At 45.4% G+C, this 20,780-nt stretch carries 20 protein-coding genes and 1 riboswitch; of the genes, 6 read left to right on the top strand and 14 right to left on the bottom strand.

Annotated elements, in window-relative coordinates:
- Positions 1 to 24 precede the first annotated feature (24 nt).
- The 5 genes from thiW to tenA are packed head-to-tail and all read right to left on the bottom strand — an operon-like array spanning position 25 to position 3,484.
- On the bottom strand, positions 25 to 519 hold the full coding sequence (gene thiW / locus ACFPTP_RS05335; RefSeq protein ID WP_381442793.1) for an energy coupling factor transporter S component ThiW: 495 nt from the start codon (positions 517 to 519) through the stop codon (positions 25 to 27).
- Entirely contained in the window at positions 516 to 1,142 is a 627-nt protein-coding gene (gene thiE / locus ACFPTP_RS05330; RefSeq protein ID WP_381443113.1) for a thiamine phosphate synthase, read from the bottom strand. The genes thiW and thiE overlap by 4 nt, the downstream gene beginning before the upstream one ends.
- Before the next feature lie 19 nt (positions 1,143 to 1,161).
- Complete coding sequence (gene thiD, locus ACFPTP_RS05325) at positions 1,162 to 2,001, bottom strand: bifunctional hydroxymethylpyrimidine kinase/phosphomethylpyrimidine kinase (RefSeq protein WP_381442792.1); 840 nt, start codon at positions 1,999 to 2,001, stop codon at positions 1,162 to 1,164.
- On the bottom strand, positions 1,998 to 2,804 hold the full coding sequence (gene thiM, locus ACFPTP_RS05320; RefSeq protein ID WP_381442791.1) for a hydroxyethylthiazole kinase: 807 nt from the start codon (positions 2,802 to 2,804) through the stop codon (positions 1,998 to 2,000). Before thiM ends, thiD begins: the two co-directional genes overlap by 4 nt.
- Positions 2,804 to 3,484, bottom strand: a complete 681-nt coding sequence (gene tenA / locus ACFPTP_RS05315) for a thiaminase II (protein WP_381442789.1) — start codon at positions 3,482 to 3,484, stop codon at positions 2,804 to 2,806. Before tenA ends, thiM begins: the two co-directional genes overlap by 1 nt.
- Before the next feature lie 100 nt (positions 3,485 to 3,584).
- A riboswitch (TPP riboswitch) is annotated at positions 3,585 to 3,692 on the bottom strand.
- 492 nt (positions 3,693 to 4,184) lie between these two features.
- Between tenA and ACFPTP_RS05310 the strand changes: the two genes are divergently transcribed.
- The 3 genes from ACFPTP_RS05310 to ACFPTP_RS05300 all read left to right on the top strand — a co-directional run bounded on the left by ACFPTP_RS05310 (position 4,185) and on the right by ACFPTP_RS05300 (position 7,528).
- Positions 4,185 to 5,954: an ICP22 family protein gene (locus ACFPTP_RS05310; RefSeq protein WP_381442787.1), complete on the top strand. Its 1,770-nt coding sequence runs from the start codon at positions 4,185 to 4,187 to the stop codon at positions 5,952 to 5,954.
- 270 nt (positions 5,955 to 6,224) lie between these two features.
- Entirely contained in the window at positions 6,225 to 6,869 is a 645-nt protein-coding gene (locus ACFPTP_RS05305) for a DsbA family oxidoreductase (protein ID WP_381442786.1), read from the top strand.
- A gap of 449 nt (positions 6,870 to 7,318) precedes the next feature.
- Complete coding sequence (locus ACFPTP_RS05300; RefSeq protein ID WP_381442785.1) at positions 7,319 to 7,528, top strand: hypothetical protein; 210 nt, start codon at positions 7,319 to 7,321, stop codon at positions 7,526 to 7,528.
- Between the two features lie 217 nt (positions 7,529 to 7,745).
- Here the strand turns inward: ACFPTP_RS05300 and ACFPTP_RS05295 are convergent, their stop codons facing one another.
- The gene (locus ACFPTP_RS05295; RefSeq protein WP_381442783.1) at positions 7,746 to 8,990 is read right to left on the bottom strand and encodes a mechanosensitive ion channel family protein; all 1,245 of its coding nucleotides are present in this window, start codon (positions 8,988 to 8,990) and stop codon (positions 7,746 to 7,748) included.
- 145 nt (positions 8,991 to 9,135) lie between these two features.
- Between ACFPTP_RS05295 and ACFPTP_RS05290 the strand changes: the two genes are divergently transcribed.
- Positions 9,136 to 9,417 carry a DUF2277 domain-containing protein gene (locus ACFPTP_RS05290; protein ID WP_381442781.1) on the top strand — a complete coding sequence of 94 codons (282 nt, stop codon included), beginning with the start codon at positions 9,136 to 9,138 and terminating at the stop codon, positions 9,415 to 9,417.
- Positions 9,418 to 9,452: 35 nt separating this feature from the next.
- Here ACFPTP_RS05290 and ACFPTP_RS05285 read toward each other — a convergent pair whose 3' ends face one another.
- The 3 genes from ACFPTP_RS05285 to ACFPTP_RS05275 are packed head-to-tail and all read right to left on the bottom strand — an operon-like array spanning position 9,453 to position 11,179.
- Complete coding sequence (locus tag ACFPTP_RS05285; protein ID WP_381442780.1) at positions 9,453 to 10,451, bottom strand: serine hydrolase domain-containing protein; 999 nt, start codon at positions 10,449 to 10,451, stop codon at positions 9,453 to 9,455.
- A 19-nt stretch (positions 10,452 to 10,470) separates the two neighbouring features.
- The gene (locus ACFPTP_RS05280) at positions 10,471 to 10,974 is read right to left on the bottom strand and encodes a hypothetical protein (RefSeq protein WP_381442779.1); all 504 of its coding nucleotides are present in this window, start codon (positions 10,972 to 10,974) and stop codon (positions 10,471 to 10,473) included.
- Position 10,975: 1 nt separating this feature from the next.
- Positions 10,976 to 11,179, bottom strand: a complete 204-nt coding sequence (locus tag ACFPTP_RS05275) for a helix-turn-helix transcriptional regulator (protein WP_381442777.1) — start codon at positions 11,177 to 11,179, stop codon at positions 10,976 to 10,978.
- Between the two features lie 203 nt (positions 11,180 to 11,382).
- On the opposite strand from ACFPTP_RS05275, the gene ACFPTP_RS05270 reads away from it, so the two are divergent.
- Positions 11,383 to 13,089 (top strand): transglutaminase domain-containing protein, encoded by a 1,707-nt coding sequence (locus ACFPTP_RS05270; protein ID WP_381442776.1) that lies wholly within the window; start codon positions 11,383 to 11,385, stop codon positions 13,087 to 13,089.
- 181 nt (positions 13,090 to 13,270) lie between these two features.
- Here ACFPTP_RS05270 and ACFPTP_RS05265 read toward each other — a convergent pair whose 3' ends face one another.
- Entirely contained in the window at positions 13,271 to 14,683 is a 1,413-nt protein-coding gene (locus ACFPTP_RS05265; protein WP_381442774.1) for a YfcC family protein, read from the bottom strand.
- A 330-nt stretch (positions 14,684 to 15,013) separates the two neighbouring features.
- Here ACFPTP_RS05265 and ACFPTP_RS05260 point away from each other — a divergent pair, with 330 nt between their 5' ends.
- The gene (locus ACFPTP_RS05260) at positions 15,014 to 15,415 is read left to right on the top strand and encodes a DUF6944 family repetitive protein (RefSeq protein ID WP_381442773.1); all 402 of its coding nucleotides are present in this window, start codon (positions 15,014 to 15,016) and stop codon (positions 15,413 to 15,415) included.
- A gap of 166 nt (positions 15,416 to 15,581) precedes the next feature.
- Here the strand turns inward: ACFPTP_RS05260 and ACFPTP_RS05255 are convergent, their stop codons facing one another.
- The 4 genes from ACFPTP_RS05255 to ACFPTP_RS05240 all read right to left on the bottom strand — a co-directional run bounded on the left by ACFPTP_RS05255 (position 15,582) and on the right by ACFPTP_RS05240 (position 20,675).
- Positions 15,582 to 16,853 (bottom strand): RidA family protein, encoded by a 1,272-nt coding sequence (locus tag ACFPTP_RS05255; protein ID WP_381442772.1) that lies wholly within the window; start codon positions 16,851 to 16,853, stop codon positions 15,582 to 15,584.
- Positions 16,854 to 17,038: 185 nt separating this feature from the next.
- Positions 17,039 to 17,998, bottom strand: a complete 960-nt coding sequence (locus ACFPTP_RS05250; protein WP_381442770.1) for an ABC transporter permease — start codon at positions 17,996 to 17,998, stop codon at positions 17,039 to 17,041.
- Positions 17,999 to 19,150, bottom strand: a complete 1,152-nt coding sequence (locus tag ACFPTP_RS05245; RefSeq protein ID WP_381442768.1) for an ABC transporter permease — start codon at positions 19,148 to 19,150, stop codon at positions 17,999 to 18,001. It lies immediately after the preceding gene.
- On the bottom strand, positions 19,143 to 20,675 hold the full coding sequence (locus ACFPTP_RS05240; RefSeq protein WP_381442767.1) for an ABC transporter ATP-binding protein: 1,533 nt from the start codon (positions 20,673 to 20,675) through the stop codon (positions 19,143 to 19,145). Before ACFPTP_RS05240 ends, ACFPTP_RS05245 begins: the two co-directional genes overlap by 8 nt.
- Positions 20,676 to 20,780 lie beyond the last annotated feature (105 nt).

Raw genomic sequence — 20,780 nt, 5'->3', positions numbered from 1 at the left:
ATCCCAGCAACATTGCTTATTTTACTAATAACTTCTTATCCTTCTCCCCATCGGCACAGCTTGCAGCCTGATCGCCACGACACCCCCTATAACCGCCCCACTTAAGCTCGAGACAAGGAAAGGCGGCATGAAAAAGAAAGCGGTGACCGTTGTTCCCATCAAAATGGCCGCGTATGGAACCGCGAAGAGGGACGCAATTACCCCTGTCCCAATGATTTCCCCAATTGCAGCCAGCCATACCCGCTCCGACTTCTTATAGAGCAGACCGGCAAGCGCGGCGCCGATCATCCCTCCCGGAAAGGCAAGCAATGATCCCGTCCCCGTCAATATGCGCACCAAGCCAGTCATGAATGCAATAATGACTGCCGGAATTGGCCCTAAAAGAACCGCGGCGATGACATTAACCGCGTGCTGGATCGGATAGGCACGTGCAATGCCCGCAGGAAACGAAACAAACACGGATCCCGCCACCGCAATCGCCGTAAACACGGTCATCAAGACAAGTTTTCGCGTACTCATCGCAGCACACTCCTTTCACGACGCCACTTCAAAGACACTTCCTCCAGCCGTTTCGCCGCCATTTCGGGATTAGCAGACGAAGCAATCGCCGAAATGACAGATACTCCGCTTGCTCCCGCCCGGAAGACGGGTTCGGCATTTGCTGCCGTAATGCCTCCGATTCCGACAATCGGCAAATCAGGATACAACCTCGCGACTTCCTCAATCATCGCCGTACCCGCCACCGGTTTCGCATCGTCTTTCGTAACCGTCGGATAGACAGGCCCCATCCCGACATAATTCGCCCCAGCCGATATCGCCGCTTCCGTTTCTTCTATTGAATGGACGGAAACCCCCAATATTTTTCCCGGTCCAATTCTTTTTCGGACAAATCGCGCCTCTGCATCGTCCTGCCCGATATGGACGCCGTCCGCGTTAATCTCAACCGCAAGGTCCACATCATCATTCACGATAAATGGCACCCCATATTGCGCACACAATCGTTGGCAGCTCTCCGCAAATGCTTTCTTTTCCATCCCGACAAGTGCACGTGCCCCCTTTTCCCGCAGCTGGAAACAAGTGATTCCGCCTCTTAACGCATCCTCCAAAACAGACAGCGGCTCCTGTGCATTTACCGATCCCATAATGAAATAAAGCGTCACATCAACGTTTTCCAATCAACTCGACATCCTTCCGTTCAGCATTTCCCCGATTCCTAAGCGCTGCATGGTTGGTCGGACCATGTCCATTGCCAAGGTAAATCCCATCTTCAATTGCTGCATGGATGAAGTGCTTCGCGGTAACAACCGCCTCACGCATCGGTACACCTTTCGCAAGCTCTGCCGTAATGGCGGCGGCAAAAGTGCATCCCGTTCCATGTGTATCTTTTGTCTTGATCCGCCTGCTTCTCATAAGGAAACACTCGTCGTCCGCCGACATAAATAAATCCTCTGCGTCAGTAATATCGATCCGATGCCCCCCTTTTAGCAGTACCGCCCCGGCTCCCATCCGGAGCAATCGGTTCGCGGCATTCTCCATATCTTTCATTGACAAAATCGTTATCCCCGTCAGCACTTCCGCTTCAGGTATATTGGGCGTCAAAAGGGCAGCCATAGGAATGAGGTGCTCCTTCAAAGCCGCAATCGCCGTTTCTTGAAGAAGCGAAGCGCCGCCTTTCGCAATCATGACGGGGTCGATAACTAAAGGAATTCGTTCGTGCCGGTCTAATGTATCGGCGACTGCTTCGATAATTTCCGCTGAAAACAACATCCCGGTTTTAGCAGCGCCGACTGTAAAATCATGCAGGACCGCCTCGATCTGCGCAATGACGATGTCCGTCCCTATCGGTTGAACCGCATGGACGCCCAACGTATTTTGGGCAGTTACTGCCGTCAAGGCGGACGTTCCGAACGTGCCGAGCTCCTGGAATGTTTTCAGATCGGCCTGGATGCCTGCCCCGCCGCCACTGTCCGAACCTGCAATCGTGAGTGCAACGTAAGTCATTTGACAACCCCCTCTTCGACAACGATTTGCCCAAGCTCTATTGCAGCATCATCCATTTGGAATATAGCATTCAGGAAATGAACAGCAAAATCCCCCGGCCCCGAAGCTCGCTCCGCCGCCAATTCCCCCGCCTTCTTGTAAAACGCAAGACTATAAGCAACCGCATCAAGTAGCGCATGTTTACCGACAGAAAGGAATGCGGCGCAAACTGCGCTCAGCAGACAGCCCATTCCGGTGATCCGCGCCATGAGCGGGTGCCCGCCCGTTATCCGGATGATTTTTTCGCCATCCGTCACGATGTCCGTCTCACCGGTAACCACTACGAGACAATGATGGCGTCGAGCCACATCTATTGCCGCTTCCACAATATTTGCCGACCCATCCCCCGCATCGACGCCTTTCGCTTCCCACTCCACTCCCGCGATGGACGCGATCTCACCGGCATTTCCCCGGATGAGCGTAATCTCCAATTCCTCCAGAAGTTTTGCAACTGTCCGTTTACGGAAAACAGTCGCCCCCGCACCGACCGGATCCAATACGAGTGGCCGCCCTTTAATAGAAGCGCTTTTTCCAGCTGCGATCATTGATTCAACAACCGAACTGTCCAGCGTGCCGATATTGAGCAATGTACACGAGGAAACGGCGGCTACTTCCGCCGCCTCCTCGATTGCACCCGCCATGATCGGCGAAGCGCCCAATGCGAGCAAGCCATTCGCTTGAAAGTTTGCAACGACAATATTCGTGATGCAATGAACCAACGGGCTTTGCGAACGCAGTTCATGCAGCAATGAAGATTGCGCCATTATGCATGCACCTCCGTTTCAAACGACCATTTTTGCTTCGTCCATGCCATTTCCCAAAACTGCAATTCATAATGGACACTTTTAATGAAATGGGCTTTCAATTGTTCCCTTCTTTTATCCGAAAGTTCTTCCGTAAGTTTATTCAAACGATCGATCTGTTCACGGGTTGCCTGCTCGAACCATTCAGAACTGTACGTGGCAATCCATTTATCGTAAACCGGATGATTCGGTTTCGCGTCCTTCAGCCGCTCCCCGATTTCGTAATACAACCAATAACATGGAAGCAACGCTGATAATGTCGCGGCCAAGTCACCTTCCAATGCGGCCCTGTACAAATGCGACGTGTAGGCATACGCTGTCGGCGCAGGTTCGAAACTTTTAATGTCATTATCTGTAACGCCCAGCAGGCCAAAAAAACCTTCATGCAATGAAATTTCCGCACCGCACGTTCCCTCCGCATGCTGCGCAAACCGTTGCACCGTCAATAAATCCGTAGCCTGCACAGCTGCCAGGGCATGGACTTTCGCAAAGTGCTTCAAATAATACGAGTCTTGCAGGACATACTGTTTGAAGACATCTTCAGGCAAAGTCCCTTCAGCGAGCGCCGCAATGAATGGATGGTGGAAGCTTGCCTCCCAAACATCGCTGCATTCCTTCCGTACCTCTTCACAAAACGTCATTCCAACCACTCCTTTATAGTTTTAGAAAACCAAAAAAGCCGCTTCACTCAACACAATCGTTGAAGAAGCGGCTCGCAAATCGGCGGAAGATAACCTTTGGAAGACGTGCGATCCACTTCCCTACGCTGGTATGAGCCAGATCAGGTTCGAAGGGTCCGCGTATCGATACACGTCTCAGTCTTTTACAAAGACTCCCCCAGTGGTTAACTCTTTTCAGTTTTCTACTTCACTATATCATAGATTACTAGTTTCGTAAGGTCCGCGTAATATTTTGTAATACATAACGTTAGACCCTTAAGACCATTCGTTAAACATAACAATAAAGTAATGGGACATCTATGCAAGGCAATTTGACGGTATTTTCAACGCAGGAATAAATTGGATATCCAGGGTCTAATTCATTAGAATACATCCTTTTTTAGTATTTTAATGTGTTTTCTCTTTATTACAAAGGTTAATATTTCCATGAATATCTGTTAATTGGTTGTCACACCCCTGTTATTTTCTTTTGTTATTGTTGGTATTGTGCAGTTGGGACACTGCTCACATCCGAATGAAAGCTTTCATCCGGATAGTAAAAAAACGAACCCACCTGAGAAGGAGGCGGATGTACATATCGACTTAAAAAGATGAATGTTATTTCGCTTCAGTATTGAGTAGTCGGGAACGAAAAATTTAAGAAAAGGGAGTTTGATGAATCTTGGTTAACGAAACGAATCGTAATGAGAAGAACACGAAAAAGAGAATTTTACCGTTTGTCATGTCGACATCGATGCTAACTGCAGCTATTTTCGGAGCAAGCGGTTCGGCGTTCGCTGCGGAAAATGGCGAGCCAGAGTTTAAAAATCATGGCGAAAAGGTTTCCTATTATGCAACGAGTATTCCTGGATCTCCTGACAAAGGTAAATTCATGCGTACAATTGCAAATAAAAACTTCGTAGCTGCTGATCTGGATGAAGATGATTCAGACGATACTACTGGTGATGACGACGCTACGGACACGCCAAATGATGACGAAGAAAATACAGATACACCTGTAGATGAAGAGGACGATGCTGTAGATGCGCCAGCTGACGAAGATGTTGATGCTCCGGCTGATGAAGAAGGAGATGTTGATGCTCCGGCTGATGAAGAAGGAGATGTAGAAACTCCTGCTGATGAGGAAGTAGATGCTGAAACTCCTGCTGATGAAGAGGATGCTGAAGAAGCTCCAGCTGATGAAGATGCTGATGCAGAAGCACCTGCTGATGACGAAGTAGATGCAGAAACACCGGCTGAAGAAGACGCAGATGTAGAAGCTCCAGCTGATGAAGATGCTGATGTAGAAGCACCTGCTGATGAAGATGCTGATGTAGAAACTCCTGCTGATGAAGAAGTAGATGCAGAAACACCGGCTGATGAAGAGGACGCTGTAGAGGTACCAGCTGACGAAGAGGAAGCTGAAGAAGCACCTGCTGATGAAGAGGAAGCTGAAGAAGCACCTGCTGATGAAGAGGAAGCTGAAGAAGCACCTGCTGATGAAGAGGAAGCTGAAGAAGCACCTGCTGATGAAGAGGAAGCTGAAGAAGCACCTGCTGATGAAGATGCTGTAGAACTACCAGCTGACGAAGAGGATGCTGAAGAAGCACCTGCTGACGAAGCCGAAGAAACAGAAAAGCCAGCTGACGAAAATATCAATGAAGATACTACGTCAACTGACCAAGCCGATTCAATTATAACAGATGAGCAAGTTAATGAATATAAATCTATCTTACAAAATTATGTAAATTTACTCAATTACTATGATCTTGCTATTCAAGATTATTTCGGGATTGCCTTACCAGGTGAAGATGTAGCGGAAGAGCCAGCTGAAGGCGACGATGCTGTTGAAGGTGACGACGCTGTTGAAGGCGAAGACGCTGTTGAAGGTGAAGACGTAGTTGAAGGTGACGACGCTGTTGAAGGCGACGACGCTGTTGAAGGTGAAGACGCTGTTGAAGGCGACGACGCTGTTGAAGGCGAAGACGCTGTTGAAGGCGACGACGCTGTTGAAGGTGACGACGCTGTTGAAGGCGACGACGTAGTTGAAGGCGACGACGTAGTTGAAGGCGACGACGCTGTTGAAGGTGAAGACGCTGTTGAAGGCGAAGACGTAGTTGAAGGCGACGACGTAGTTGAAGGCGACGACGCTGTTGAAGGTGAAGACGCTGTTGAAGGTGAAGACGCTGTTGAAGGCGACGACGCTGTTGAAGGTGAAGACGCTGTTGAAGGCGACGACGCTGTTGAAGGCGACGACGCTGTTGAAGGCGACGACGCTGTTGAAGTTCCTGCTGAAGACGAAGATGTAGCAGAAGCACCAGCTGAAGACGAAGAAGCTGCTGAAGAAACGGTTGTAGAAGAAGTTCAAACAACAGTTTGGGACAAGCTTGTTGGTTATTACAATCAAGTAGTAGCAGCTTACAACTCTTTCTTCGGATTGCTTAAAAAGTAAGATAGCAACAAACTACAACTGAATAAATGCACCCCGTAACAGGAAATGTTAGCATTCCCTGCCTGAACCGTATGCCCTACGGTTAATCAAATAGGTAATTTGATCATTACTAAAGCCCTTGTGAACTCCAGCTGGAGTTTTCAAGGGCTTTATTCATTCAAAAGCATCGACGGAGAAAGGCATTTCCCTTTATGTTAAGCTAGAAATATACAGACAACTGTGATTCCCCTAAGGGGAGGATATGCTATACAAACACGGGAGGTCATATTATTGGCAGTAAAGATAAAGGTGTATTCAGATTATGTATGTCCATTTTGTCTTCTTGCAGAACAACCTTTAGCAGAAGCAATAAAAGGAAAAGACGTGGAAGTTGAATGGATGCCGTTTGAGTTGCGTCCGTATCCAAATGAAACGTTAAAGCCCGAGGAACATTATTTGCAAAGCACATGGAAACAGTCTGTCTATCCGATGGCTGAACGGATGGGCATCGATATCACCCTTCCAAAAGTGTCACCTCAACCGTACACGCATTTGGCCTTCGAAGGTTATCAATATGCGAAGGAAAAAGGAAAAGGCAATGAATACAATGACCGCATGCTTCGAGCTTTCTTCCAGGAAGAACAGGACATTGGCAACATTAATGTGTTAACCCAATTAGCCGGCGAGATCGGCTTGGATGAAAAAGAATACCGAGAAGCTTTGGAAACGCGAACATACAGAGAAGCCCATCAAGAAGCACTTCGACACGCATACGAGGAAGCGAATATTACATCTGTGCCCACTTTTGTCATTGGCGAGACCAAATTTGCAGGCATTCACTCCAAAGAAACACTTGAACAAATCATCGATGATGAGCTCCGCAAACAAAAGCCGGATTTCCCCGAAGGAATGGCTTGTGGTATTGATGGCTGCTAATCTCGGTGCCTGTGCACCACACATTTATGACAATTCAATATAAGTTATAGTAATGCATATAGAAGCCGACCAAACATCGATTTGGTCGGCTTCTATATTTTTTTATGCAATTGTAGTGTATTATCTGAATAGTTTGCTGCACAGGCACCCAAACATGCATATTGAGTGCAAGTCTGATTTCAACATTAGAATCCTCTAAAATGTCCCATGTGATCGCAGTGGCATCCGTGATGACCAGGGAAAAAATTTATAGGTTGAACCATTGGATAATGACCTTCAGGGTAGAAATTCATAGGTTGAACCATTGGGTGATAACCTACCGGTGAAAAATTTAAACGCTGAACCATCTCGTTATGATCTTCAACGAACAAATTTACATTTTGAATCATTTGTGGGTGTTCCATAACGTGCTGTCCCATAACGTGGTGTCCCATATGGTGCCCTGTTGGATGGCCTACATGTTGAGCGTGCGGAATATGACGATGATGGTGATGAATGTGCTCATGGTGATGCTCGTGGCGATGGTGGCGACGCTCGTGGCGGTGCTCATGGCGATGCTCGCGGCGATGCTCGTGGCGATGCTCGTGCCCGCTATGAACTTCTTCTGTATTTCTCATATTTACCCCCCTTTTTCAAAGACTCTTAGTAGAGTATGCTAGGCAAATAAAACAATTTGGACAATAACCCATGTTTACATATAATGAATTTCCCTTTGCGGTGCCTGTGCACCACACATTTATGACAATTCAATAAAAGTTATTGTCATGCAGAAAGAAGCCAACCAAGTATTGGTCGGCTTCTTTATTTATTTTATGCAATTGTAGTGCATTGTCTGAATTGAGTGTCGCACAGGCACCCAAACAATTCTCGAACAATTCATTCGCCCTTTACTTCCTGGCTCAATGCTTTCAGGTCACTGCCCGTCGGATTTTGAAACACGCGGAGTCCGAATTCCCCTGCAACGGCAAATAAGTGATCAAAAATATCAGCTTGCACAGTCTCATAAACCGTCCATTGAACACTATTCGCAAAGGCGTAAATCTCGATTGGCAGTCCATGCTCCCCCGGTGCCAGCTGCCGGACCATCATCGTCTTTTCCTGATGGATGCCCGGATGACGTCGGAGGTATTCACTGATGTAAGCCCGGAAGACCCCGATATTCGTCATCGCTCTCCCGTTCACAAGATTACTACGGTCGATTTGATTCGCAGCGTTGTACTCCTCGATTTCACGTTCACGGTTGACGATATAATCCGATAGAAAGTGGATCTGCTTATAATGCTCAATCATTTCTTCCGTGCAGAACTGGATGCTCGACATATCAATATATAATGCGCGCTTAATACGCCTGCCGCCGGATTCCTGCATTCCGCGCCAGTTGATGAAGTGATCCGAAATGAGCGCATAGCTCGGGATCATTGTCACCGTCTGGTCGAAGTTCCGCACCGCTACAGTATTCAAGGAAATATCAATGATATCCCCATTCGCGCCATAATTCGGCACTTCGATCCAATCGCCCATCCGAACCATTTCGGTGGCTGACAACTGGATCCCCGCCACAAGTCCCAATAACGAATCCTTAAACACCAACATGAACACTGCGGAAAGAGCACCAATCCCACTCAGCAGGATAATCGGGCTCTCCCCCATCAGATTGGCGATCACCAAAATCGCGCCTACAATAATGACGACAATTTTGGCAACTTGCACATAGCCTTTGATCGGCTTCGTTTTTGCTATTTCATACGTTTGATAAATATCATTGAAGACGCTCAACAATCGATTGATGACACTGAATGCCACAATCATTATATACGTCAATGCCAACGTTTCAATCGCCTTTTGATAGGTCGGAAAAGTAGATGCAAAGTAATAAATAATAATAGCAGGCACAAAATGGGATAATCGCCGAAGCACTTTCCGTTCCAACAAAAGATTGCCCCACTCGATTTTATGCTTTCTCACAATGTGCGCGATGAACCGGATAATCAAATGTTTCGTAATGAAATTCGCGATAATACAAAGAAGCGTGATGAAACTGATCAGGATGACAAAGGACAGCGGGTCAACCAAGGCCTCATCCACTCCGTAACCTAAAAGCCGATTACGAATAAAGTTCATTTGTTTCCTCCACCGTACGTAGTCTTCTTACCATTATACCAGAATCAAGAGGTGTCCACTTTCTTCAGCCTCCTGTAAAGGAAACGATACGATTCACTGGAATATGGTACAATCGGGAAAATAACAAACAAATGAGGGAAACAATATGTGCCGAAACATTAAAACACTATTTAATTTTGATCCCCCGGCAACCACGGATGAAATTTATGCCGCTTCGCTTCAATATGTGCGGAAGGTTTCTGGTTTTAACAAGCCATCCAAGGCTAACGAAGATGCTATACATCTCGCTGTTGAGGAAGTGGCTATCGCTACACAAAAATTACTTAACACATTGGTAACGAATGCCGAACCTCGTAATCGAGAAATCGAAGCTGAACGGGCTCGTGCTCGGAATGCCAAAAGGTTTGGATTGGAAAATCAGGAGTAAGAACAACCCAAACGATTCCCATCAATTTTCGTATTCTATAAATGACCCGACATGGAAAACAACGTATTCATCGCGAGTCTTCTAGGATAATGGGTGTCGTTGTACATTTCGCTCGTCATAACAATCACTACTTGGCGGGAAGGGATGATGATAATGTATTGTCCACCGTATCCCATCGCAAAATAGTAGCGGTTCTCTTCACTCCACGGCTCATTTTGATCAACGCGATTCGTCCACCAATGGCGCGCGTAATGTCCTATATTGTAGGTAAGAAACAGAGGTGTGGTCGATTCCTCAACCCAACGCTCCGAAACGATTGGCTTATCACTCCACATCCCTTTGTTCAAATACAAATACCCTATTTTGACAAGATCTTTGACCCGCAAGCAGAGTCCGCTTCCCCCATTGTTCACGCCTTGCGGATCTTCATACCAACGGTACTCCCCAATCCCTAATCGCTTGAACAAATGCTTCTCCGCAAACGCACTCGCTTTCATTCCGCTAGCTTGTTGCAAAATAGCGGTAAGGAGATGCGTCGCGCCAGTATTATAATTCATATGCTCCCCCGGATTATGTGTAAGCGGCCTGTTTAGCACATACTTTACCCAGTGCGGAGCATGAAACATTTTAGGAAACGCTTGCCACTCACCGAATTCGGGCCAGTCAAATCCCGGAGTCATCGTTAAGAGATGGTCGATGGTGATCTGCAGTTTCCGCTCGTCGTCGACCTTCTCCATGAACCTCTCAAAATAATTAACGATCGGCGTATCCAAACTCGGAATCAGTCCCTCCTCCAACGCGATTCCGATCAACAATGATACGACACTCTTCGAGATGGAATTCAGAGTTTGCGGCTTGCTCGCCATTTTTTTATTCTTATAGTATTCGAATACACAGGAACCATTTTCGATGATAAGGCAACTATTGATTTTCACCTTCTGAAGCTCCTTTTTCAGAACTTGCAGGTTGGCATCCTCAAATGTTGTGTCATCCGAATACGGAAATAACTCCATAAACCCCTTTTCTTTATACATGAATCCGCTTCTCCCCTAGTTATTCAGTATCTTCTTTCACATACCCTCTCATTGTCCTGTAATAAATAAAGTATTGTCCGATTGCAAGCAACAGCAAAGCGTTCAGCATGCCAAACTTCCCAATCGGTAAAATCAAAAAGAAGCTTGCCAGGAACGGAAGTGCAACCGTGAAATAAGAATAGACTTTTTGTGTCGCACGCCTAGTGACTTCCTCAAACAACTCGTCATCCTCCATATATTCCTGCGGCTTCAGAGTCATGAATTTCATCTGACGACTTGGATTCCGCTTATTATGAAGATGCATTTTCCATCCAAATAACAGTAGATAGATAACTAGGACGGCGAGCCAAGCGGCAAGGCTCCAAAAGCCGGCGCCCTCCAAACTGAACTCGAACAGGAAACTCTCCTTGCCATTTGACAATTCATAATCCAACGCCAATCCAATTATCGTCGTAAGAGCGATCAGCAGTAGAATGAACCCCATTTGCCATAACGGATACGTATACCTCATATCACCCTTCATTTCATTCCTCCCCTTCCAACCAAAATACTTCATTAAGATCACATTGGAGTGCCCGCGCAATTTTCAGAGCCAACGTGACCGAAGGGGAAAACTCCCCTTTTTCAATAAAGCCAATCGTTTGCCGAGTGACACCCACAGCTTTGGCAAGATCACTTTGCGTAAACTCATGACGTGCACGCAGCTCACGAACCTTGTTATTCAGCATGTCAATTCCTCCCACTTCAAATGTACATTATTCTTAACACTATGTAAAGTTTTATTAACATTTAGTTAGAAGTAATTAACAACATTAGGGTAGCCCTCTTGCGAAACAGTACTTAATACCTCAATCGACAGGCCTAAGAATTAGTTACGAAAACTTGCTATAGTAGAGATATCAAAAAAATTCCAAGGGGGAACCCGACGTCTATGAAAAAAAGATATATACAGATTGTTTCATTGCTATGCCTGCTTTTATTGGGCGCATGCACAAATAAGCCTGCTGCTATAAAAGAATCGCAGCCGGAACCCGAGGTAAAGCAGGAGCAGAAGGTTGATTATCAAGCGGCAGTGGAAAAGAAAAACGCTGAACTGGACATGACGCCTTTGGAACTGACAGGCTATGCCGAAGAAGTAGGTGCTGCGTTACTCGAACCAACCCACAAGAACTTTGCGGTGGATGAATACGTCACCGTTGAAGGAACAGTTGAACATCAGGACCAATTAAAAGAAAACTATGCATGGATCAAAATCAGGTTTGCAGGTGAAGCACTATCCGACGATTCGATGGAATACTATGCTCCGATCCTGGACGGGAAATTCAAACAGGAAGTTAGGCTGTTCAATGGAGAGGGAGAATACCAAGTGACCGTGATGCTCCCGAGCACCAAGCAGAAAAACTATTATTATGACCTTGCAAAGTTTATAGTCTTTAACGTCAGCCCTGCGATGCAGCGAGATGTTACGTATACCCCCTTTGCCCAGGAGGCCGGCTTATCAATAGAGGCTCCGGTTAGCGGGTATGTAAAAGAAAGCGAAGTCTTCGCGCTAAAAGGGAAAATCCCTGCCATCAAAGGGACAAACGAGACGCTGATGCTTGAGCTCAAGAAGGATGGCGAAACGTGGAAACATGTGCTGCCTGTTAAAAATGGCGAATTCAAATATGATGTCCCTTTATTTTACGGAAAAGGGGTTCATCAACTTAAAATCTACGTTCCCGACGAGGAAAAAAAGGACTATTATCAGGCGGGAACCATCCTTTACATCGACAATGAATCCGACCTTGTCACAGAACCGATCAGCTACATGACGACCTATCTTGAACGAGGGGTCAATCTCACCTACCCAACGGCCGGCGGTGAAGAGACCGGTTTAACCTATAGCATTAAAGGCACGATTGACAAAGATGCCCCATTTGCAAAAGAGACGACCCATCTTTATATTACGACGAAAAAAGATGGCGACGAGGCGTTATCCGTCATTCCTGTTAACAACTACAAATTCGACGATGAATTCTATTTACGCTTCGGACCGGGGACATATGACGTAACCGTTAGCGTTCCAGAAATAAAAGAGAAAAACAGTTCCAAGTTCTATTATTATGACGTTGCCAAATTCACAGTCGAAAGCATCGGCACGGAAGACCAACGTGATGTATTGCCATCACGGGGAGTTCAATCCGATGCACCTGAAATTATCGCGATTGCGAAAGAGCTCATCACCGAAGAGATGTCAGATCGCGAGAAAGCGAAAGCCATCTATGAATTTACGGCAAAGTCAATTGCCTATGATGTAGAAAAACAGAAAACCAGCGACTTCATGTGGGATGATAGCGCGCTAAAAGTTCTTGAACTCGAAAAAGGGATTTGCCAAGACTACACGTATCTCGCACTCGCCCTGCTCCGCGCGTCCGGCATGGAAGCAAGATATGTAGCTGGAACGGCAGGATCCGGCTTCAATTTCTCCCGCCACGCATGGGTTGAAGTGAAGGTCGACGGCGAATGGCTCACAATGGACCCGACATGGGGCGCGGGCTATATCGCCAAGGGAGAATTTGTAGCGAACTACACAGAAGATTACTTCGATCCGGACGAAGAAGCCTTCAAGACGCACTCCCGGAGCGGCGTTCAGTATTGAAGAAGCGGTAAAGAAGGTGCCTGTGCAGCACACATTTATGAATATTCAACGTTATTAATATAAATACAAAAAGAAGCTGACCAAATCCTTAGTTGGTCAGCTTCTTCATTTTACTTTATGCAATTGTAGTGCATTATCTGAATAGTGCGCTGCACAGGCACCCACACAATTCCCGCACAATTCACCCTGTGTATTGGATCATCTGCGCGATCACTAATGTGACGACTCCGATTGCTGAAAACACAAGGAAGAGCGGCATATAGAAACGAATCCATTTTTGCCAGGATACGCCCGCGATCACGAGTGCAGCCATGAAGTAACCGGATGTCGGGAATAGAATATGGGCAAAGCCGTCCCCGAACTGGAACGCAAGCACAGCTGTCTGTCTTGTTACGCCGATAATGTCTGCAAGCGGTCCCATGATCGGCATCGTGACTAAGGCTTGTCCACTTCCGGACGGGATAATAAAGTTAATCGTCAGCTGTACGAGATACATCCCTACTGCACCAAGGACAGATGGCATTTCACCGACCATTGAACCGAGGCTGTAAACGATCGTATCCATAATTTGTCCGTCTTCCAGCACAACAGCGACAGACCGGGCAAGACCGATAATGATGGCTCCCATGAGCACGTCACGGAACCCCTCCGTAAACGCGTTGGAAATCTGGGTAGCGTTAAGTCCGGCAATGAGGCCGACAACGATGCCCATAAAGATAAACAGACCTGCCATCTCCACCATGAACCAACCGTGCTGAAGCACACCATAGACTAAGATTCCAAGGAAGATGAACGCGGCAACTGAAGCATATTTTTGCCTCGTGTTCATGCTTTTCGCTTCCACTTTATCCTTCTGCTTGTAAAGCTCCCTTTTTTCTACGTCATCTTCATACACATAGCTGTCCAAAGGATTCCGCTGAACTTTTTTGGCATAGCGCATGATGAAATAAATCCCTATCGAGATACAGATTATAAAAAGAATAAGACGTAACGGCAATCCTGAAAACACTGGGATCCCTACAATTTTTTGCGATAATCCTACGTTGATCGGATTTAACACGCCGACAGTAAATCCGACGACCGTACCGACAAGAGCAATCGCCGCAGCGACAATGGAGTCATACCCTAAAGCGATGATTAATGGCATAATGACAGGAATATAAACGAGCGAAAGCTCAGGGGTTCCGATCAATGTCGCGCCAATTGCAAATACGGTTGTTAAAATCGGGATTAACAAAATACTGTTTTTCGCAAAACGGTTAGCGAGCCTGTCCACAACGACTTCAATGATTCCAGTTGTTTTCAGCACCGCAAACATACCGCCGATAATAAACGTGAAAAACACGATTTCCCCGGCATCAATCAGTCCCCGCGGAATAACAGTAAGGAACTCGGCTAACCCGATCGGTGCAGATTCCACATGTGTAAATGAGTTCGGATCAATCGATGTTCTGCCCTCTGGACCTGGTACACGCTCAAACTGGCCTGCAGGAATGAAGTACGTCGAAATGGCCGCCAGCGCACTGAATGTAAATAGGATCACATAAATATGCGGAAGTTGAAACTTTTTCTTAACACCTTTTTCCTTTTCCATTTGAAACCTCCAGTAAATAAATTTATAAAGACAAACCTTAAGTAGCTCAGCCTCATTATACAAGCTTCCTACATGGGAGTCGTTAGACCTTGTAGCCAATAAAATTCAAACCCCTTGTCTAAGTAAAACAACGAAAAATTCCGATTTGTTGACACTGCACAATGAACTGTACAATATTACCATTAAATTATGTTGATTCAATCTATTAAAAATGATCTAGAGTATAAAGATGCCGCCAATTATTGATTTGGGCGGTTGACTAAGGTGTACGGCACATCTTACATACGTATAACATATGGGGAAACATTAAGGACGGTCGGGAGTGGTGTTGTGGATACACAGCAAAGAAAGGATAAGGAGAAAATGGATTCCCAAAAAACAGAAGAACTAAAATTGAAAATAGAAAAACAGATCGCAGGTGCGGTTTGGATACAAACATTCGGAGTGTTATTGGAAGTGATACTCTTAGAGAAGCTGGATGCGTTAAGCAAAGAGAACATCGAAGGAGAAACCGAAGCCTTGATTGGGGCATGGATTCAGTTGACTGGATTGATTACGGAGTCGATCGGGGCTACACAACAAGCATTTGAACCTTCTCTTGTTTTAGAAGGACAGCAGGTAGCCGTCGTTGGAAACTTGCTTCAATCCATCGGCTCAGCACTCAAAGCCGTTGGCGGAGAAAAAGTATTTCTGAACGATCTCCTCAACCGGGTATCAGATTTTGTGGAATAAAAATAGCGGTAACGTTAAACCTTAAGGACCAAATGCCTTGATTGCATCCCATCGAAAATTGCCATTATTGTTATTAAGATTTCTGCCAAGTTTTGATGATATTTCATCTGCACTATAAAAAAAGAAGCTGCCTCAATTTAGAGACAGCTTCTTTTATAAATGCCTATTATGCTTGTGGAGGTGTTCCTTCAGCGTTTCCTAGAACTACATCGAATTGGATTAACGCATCTTCAGGTAAAGCAGATACGCCAACTGTTCTTCGTGCAGGAGTTCCGCCTGGGAAGAATGTTTTGTAAACTTCGTCTACAGCATCCATATCCGTAAGATCTTTAACGAAGATATTTACTTTAACGACATCGTCCATAACGTGGTCGATGCTTTCGATAATTGCTTTAACATTTTTCAAGCACTGCTCAGCTTGCTCTTTTACACCGCCAGCTACCAATTTACCCGTTGTTGGATCCAAAGGCAATTGACCTGAAAGGTGATTGTAATGAGAGAACGCTACAGTTTGTGTAGACAATGAACTCTTTGGTGCATTATCAGTGTTGCGTGCCCAGATAACGATTCCATGTCTGTCTTCGATCGCTTGTGGAGGCGTACCATCTCCGTGTGATACGACTGCTTCCATTTGTACCAAAGCACCCATAGGTAGAGCTGAAGCTTCAACTACTGTACGTGCAGGGACATAGGCAACAGCCCTAGCGATAGCGGAGTCTGGGAAGAATGTTGAATACACTTCGTTTACCGCTTCCATATCCTTAAGGTCTTTAACGAAGATCGTCATTTTAACGATATCGTCAAAAGGAACGTCGATGCTTTCTAAAATCGACTTGATATTTTTCAAGCACTGTCTAGCCTGCTCTTGTACACCGCCAATTACGAAGCGGCCAGTTGTTGGATCGATCGGCAATTGAGCTGAAAGGTAATTGTAATGAGAGAAAGCTACAGTTTGTGTAGATAGGGAGCTTGTAGGGGCATTTGCCGTGTTATTTGTAAGCTTAACAAGGTCACCTGCTTGTGGTGCGTTGGGAATCGAACCTTCGCCATGTGAAAGAAGTGCTTCAACTTGCACCATAGCATCCATTGGCAAAGCTGCAACTGCAACTGTTGTCCGTGCAGGAACATAAGTTGGGAAGTATGTTTTATAAACTTCATCTACAGCGTCAACATCTTTAATATCCTTAACGAATACTGTGATTCGAACAATATCGCTCATCACATGATCGATGCTGTCTACAATAGCCTTAATATTAGAAAAGCACTGTTCAGCTTGCTCTTTGATACCGCCAGCTACCAATTTACCTGTTGTTGGATCGATCGGCAATTGAGCTGAAAGATTATTGTAATGAGAGAAAGCTACAGAATGTGAATAAATACCGTTGCCGCTTGGAGCATTTTCCGTATTTTTTGCTGATACTGCGTTATAGTTGCTCATGATACATTTTCCCTTCTTGATAAATATTTACTAACCCAAGTATGCACCAGAAAAGCCGTTCTAATCCGCTCTGAGTGCTATGCAATTATAGCAGGATTTGTTCAATCTGGCTAACTTTATGTTTAAAGTGACTAAAGAAGCCTCCCGAAAGTTCCCGGAAGACTTCTTCATATTAATTAATTCAACTATCTCTTCCCTTTATCATAAATCTCGCCTAACGCCCTCGGAGCACGGTTAGATTTAGAGAAAAAGATCAATAACAATAACGTTAATACATACGGTAAAATCATGAATAAATCGGTGAAACTACTTGGCAATGCCATTGCTTGTGCGATATACGTTCCCCCGGATTTAGCGAAACCAAATAACAGACAAGCTCCCAACGTCGGAAAAATCCTCCAGTTGCCGAAGATTAAAGCGGCAATGGCCAAGAACCCATATCCCATATAAATGCCCGAAGAGAATTGGGCTGAAATGGAATAGGCAAAACACATACCAGCGAGACCTGATAATAGTCCCGATATAAGAACCGCGGAAAAACGGATTTTATATACATTTACACCTGCCGCGTCAACGGATTGAGGGTTTTCCCCACTCGCTCTTAGACGCAGCCCGAACTTTGTTTTATACAATACATACCAGGCAAAAATCGCAATCACGATGATAATCACTTCGAACGGGTACACATCCGTAAATATTGCGCCAATGACGGGGATATTCGCTAAACCTTCAATCGTGAAACGATCCGAAACCCCCAATCGGAACTTGTCCGAAGCGGCTCCAAATACAAGCGCATTGATCTGTGTCGTTAAGAAAGTCGTCAGCGCCAATGCCAAAATATTAATGACAACACCGCTGATGACTTGATTTGCCTTGAATTTAATACTTAATACAGCATGAATGATGGAAAAACCCATTCCGCCGATCATCGCAAACAGCAACGCCACGTAGAACATATCCTCAATCGCTGCACCTGAAGCATTTGCGATTAACACAGCTGACATGGCCCCGATGAAAGCGCCGAATCCTTGAAACCCTTCAAGCGCCAAATTGGTAATCCCACTTTTCTCACTATAAATACCGCCGATTGCCATGATGAAAAGAGGCAGAGCAAAGGATAATCCATCAATAAGTATTGTATCCATTTATGATTCACTGTCCTTTCGATCCACTTCTTTTTCCTTCAAGCGGCTGACTTTATGCTTCACATACGCACCACACGCACTAAACAAAAGGATTAACGCGATGATCACAGAAGCGATTTCCTGTCTGATTCCGGACTGCGAGCTCATATACGTACTTCCCTGGTCAATAATTGAGATCAAGAATGAAGAAAAAATAATCCCGATTGGATGGGAGTTTCCTAAAAGGGCAACCGCAATGGAGTCAAATCCAAGACTTGTTAACACCTTTGGTTGGATGGATGCAAAGTCACCCAAATAATACGTCACACCTGCAAGTCCGGCCAAACCGCCTGAAAGAATCATCGCTAGGACCATATTGCTGCCGACCTTAATGCCCGTATACTTTGCTGCATTTCGGTTGGATCCGACTGCTTTAATTTCAAGACCGACCACTGTTTTATCCAGGAGGAACTTGATGAAAACAGCGACAATGATCGCCATAAGAAAACCTAATGGAATATCCATTTTCAAGTTAGCAATCTCGACATTTACTAACGTCAATCGTGCCGCCTCTGAAACATACTTGGATTGTCTCGAAACCGGGTCAATATAGTACATATGAATGAAGAAGCTGATGACGTATTGAGCAATATAATTCAGCATAATCGTCGTTACGACTTCATGAATGTTGAATTTATATTTCAGCCATCCAACTAATCCACCCATTAATCCACCCGCGACAATTCCGACGAGCAATACAAGCGGCTTTGCAATAAAGGCATCGAGCCCACTGTAGCCAACAAGTACAGTCGCTAAAAAACCGGAAAAGAGCATTTGTCCGGAAACCCCGATATTAAAGAGGCCCGCCCGAAGCGCAACAGCCACTGCAAGACTTGCAAATACGAGCGGTGTCATGGCGTCCAGCAAACTCAAGAAATCAGTGAGCATGCTCTTGTAGCCGGCGTACGAAGCCTTCGGGAAGATTCCTGCCCCTTGGAACAAGTTATAAAATGCTTGTATCGGATTTTTGCCAAGCAATAGGATGACGATTGCCGCCGCAATGAAGCTGACCAGTATAGAGGCGACCGGAATGGTGATCGGCTGCCATCTCTCATTCCGTATCGGCCACAACAGACGATAAATTAAGCTTGTTTTCTTTTTATCTTTACTCATGCTTAGCCCCCATCATATATTCGCCGACTTCATTCGTCGTTAATGAATCACTGCTTGCGATCTTTTGAAGTTGGCCATTATAGATCACGCCGATTGTATCCGCTACATTCATAATTTCATCCAACTCCAACGAAACGAGTAAAATCGCTTTTCCTTGGTCACGCTGTTCGATGATCATCCTATGAATATTTTCAATCGCACCAATATCGACTCCCCGTGTCGGCTGAACGAAGATCATAAGCGGGGATTGCAATTCGATTTCACGCGCAATGATAGCCTTTTGCTGGTTACCGCCACTCATCGAACGGACTTGCGTGTGGATCCCTTGTCCGCTTCGAATATCATATTTATCAATCAACCGGCTGCCGAATTGCTCAAATTCCTGCTTATTTAAAATCCCTTTAGTCGAAAACGGCTTTTTGTAGTACTGTTTTGAACCGATATTTGTCGCTAAATCAAAATCCAAAAACAGTCCGAATCTCTGCCGGTCTTCAGGTATATACGAGATACCCGTTTCCGTCCTGTTCCGTATACTGTCATGCGTAATGTCCGTGCCATTGAGGACGATCTTTCCGCCGTTCGCCTTCGTCAATCCGGCAATGGCATCCGCGATTTCAACCTGGCCATTATCGGCGACACCCGCAATCGCAAATATTTCGCCACTGTGTATCGTAAAGGAAACGTCTTTGACGACTTCAAATCCGTCCTCATTTTTCACGGTTAATCGTTCTACTTTCAATACTTCCTCTTTAAACGCTGCAGGTGTTTTTTCAGATTCGAAACTTACTTCCCTGCCGACCATTAATTGAGCCATCAGGTTGACTGATGTTGTCTTCACATCCAACACATCGATCAATTTACCTTTGTTCAATACAGCACATCGATCGGCCACTTTTTTAATTTCTTCCAACTTGTGTGTGATTAAAATGATTGTTTTTCCACTGTTTCGCAGCCCGTCGATAATGCCGAGCAGGAATTCGATTTCTTGCGGCGTCAGAACTGCTGTTGGTTCATCGAAAATAAGGATTTCTGCTTCGCGATAAAGCACTTTCAAAATTTCCACACGTTGCTGCATGGAAACCGTAAGATCGGCAATTCTTTTCGTAGGATCCACTTCCAGGCCAAAGTTCTTGGACAGCTCCTCAATTTTACGATTGGCATTCCGGATGCCGACATATGGGAAGAGACCGGCAAATTTACTGATCGGCTCAACCCCTAAAATGATATTCTCTGTAATCGTATATTCCTCGACCAACTTAAAATGCTGATGGACCATTCCGATGTTAAGGTTTGCCGCATGGTTCGGCGAACTGATTTGAACCTTCTCTCCACGGATATAGACTTCTCCTTCATCGGGTTCGTACATCCCGCTCAGAATACTCATCAATGTCGATTTGCCCGCACCATTCTCTCCGAGTAACGCAAAGATCTCTCCCTTTTTAATGCCAATGGAGACATCATCATTTGCAACGATTCCAGGGAAACGTTTCGTAATATGTTTCATTTCTACGATATAATCAGACATCTTTCTTCTCCTTCCTCAATAACCGGAAAAATAATAGAAGTTCATCATTCACTAATCATTCGATTAAGGAACTGATAAACTTCTATTGTCTTTGTGTCTCTATTT

It is taken from the genome of Sporosarcina koreensis, from assembly GCF_042655825.1.
GTDB lineage: Bacteria > Bacillota > Bacilli > Bacillales_A > Planococcaceae > Sporosarcina > Sporosarcina koreensis.
Note: the sequence above shows the minus strand (reverse complement) of the source record. Positions and strands in the feature narration are given on the sequence as shown.

What these genes read in the sequence shown, in the direction of transcription:
- ACFPTP_RS05295 (WP_381442783.1), bottom strand. Translation starts at nt 8,990, where the DNA reads ATGAACTTTATTCGTAATCGGCTTTTAGGTTACGGAGTGGATGAGGCC.
- ACFPTP_RS05245 (WP_381442768.1), bottom strand. Translation starts at nt 19,150, where the DNA reads ATGAGTAAAGATAAAAAGAAAACAAGCTTAATTTATCGTCTGTTGTGG.
- ACFPTP_RS05265 (WP_381442774.1), bottom strand. Translation starts at nt 14,683, where the DNA reads ATGGAAAAGGAAAAAGGTGTTAAGAAAAAGTTTCAACTTCCGCATATT.
- thiW (WP_381442793.1), bottom strand. Translation starts at nt 519, where the DNA reads ATGAGTACGCGAAAACTTGTCTTGATGACCGTGTTTACGGCGATTGCG.
- ACFPTP_RS05240 (WP_381442767.1), bottom strand. Translation starts at nt 20,675, where the DNA reads ATGTCTGATTATATCGTAGAAATGAAACATATTACGAAACGTTTCCCT.
- tenA (WP_381442789.1), bottom strand. Translation starts at nt 3,484, where the DNA reads ATGACGTTTTGTGAAGAGGTACGGAAGGAATGCAGCGATGTTTGGGAG.
- ACFPTP_RS05275 (WP_381442777.1), bottom strand. Translation starts at nt 11,179, where the DNA reads ATGCTGAATAACAAGGTTCGTGAGCTGCGTGCACGTCATGAGTTTACG.
- thiE (WP_381443113.1), bottom strand. Translation starts at nt 1,142, where the DNA reads ATGGGATCGGTAAATGCACAGGAGCCGCTGTCTGTTTTGGAGGATGCG.
- ACFPTP_RS05270 (WP_381442776.1), top strand. Translation starts at nt 11,383, where the DNA reads ATGAAAAAAAGATATATACAGATTGTTTCATTGCTATGCCTGCTTTTA.
- ACFPTP_RS05285 (WP_381442780.1), bottom strand. Translation starts at nt 10,451, where the DNA reads ATGTATAAAGAAAAGGGGTTTATGGAGTTATTTCCGTATTCGGATGAC.
- thiD (WP_381442792.1), bottom strand. Translation starts at nt 2,001, where the DNA reads ATGACTTACGTTGCACTCACGATTGCAGGTTCGGACAGTGGCGGCGGG.
- ACFPTP_RS05290 (WP_381442781.1), top strand. Translation starts at nt 9,136, where the DNA reads ATGTGCCGAAACATTAAAACACTATTTAATTTTGATCCCCCGGCAACC.
- ACFPTP_RS05300 (WP_381442785.1), top strand. Translation starts at nt 7,319, where the DNA reads ATGGCCTACATGTTGAGCGTGCGGAATATGACGATGATGGTGATGAAT.
- thiM (WP_381442791.1), bottom strand. Translation starts at nt 2,804, where the DNA reads ATGGCGCAATCTTCATTGCTGCATGAACTGCGTTCGCAAAGCCCGTTG.
- ACFPTP_RS05280 (WP_381442779.1), bottom strand. Translation starts at nt 10,974, where the DNA reads ATGAAGGGTGATATGAGGTATACGTATCCGTTATGGCAAATGGGGTTC.
- ACFPTP_RS05250 (WP_381442770.1), bottom strand. Translation starts at nt 17,998, where the DNA reads ATGGATACAATACTTATTGATGGATTATCCTTTGCTCTGCCTCTTTTC.
- ACFPTP_RS05255 (WP_381442772.1), bottom strand. Translation starts at nt 16,853, where the DNA reads ATGAGCAACTATAACGCAGTATCAGCAAAAAATACGGAAAATGCTCCA.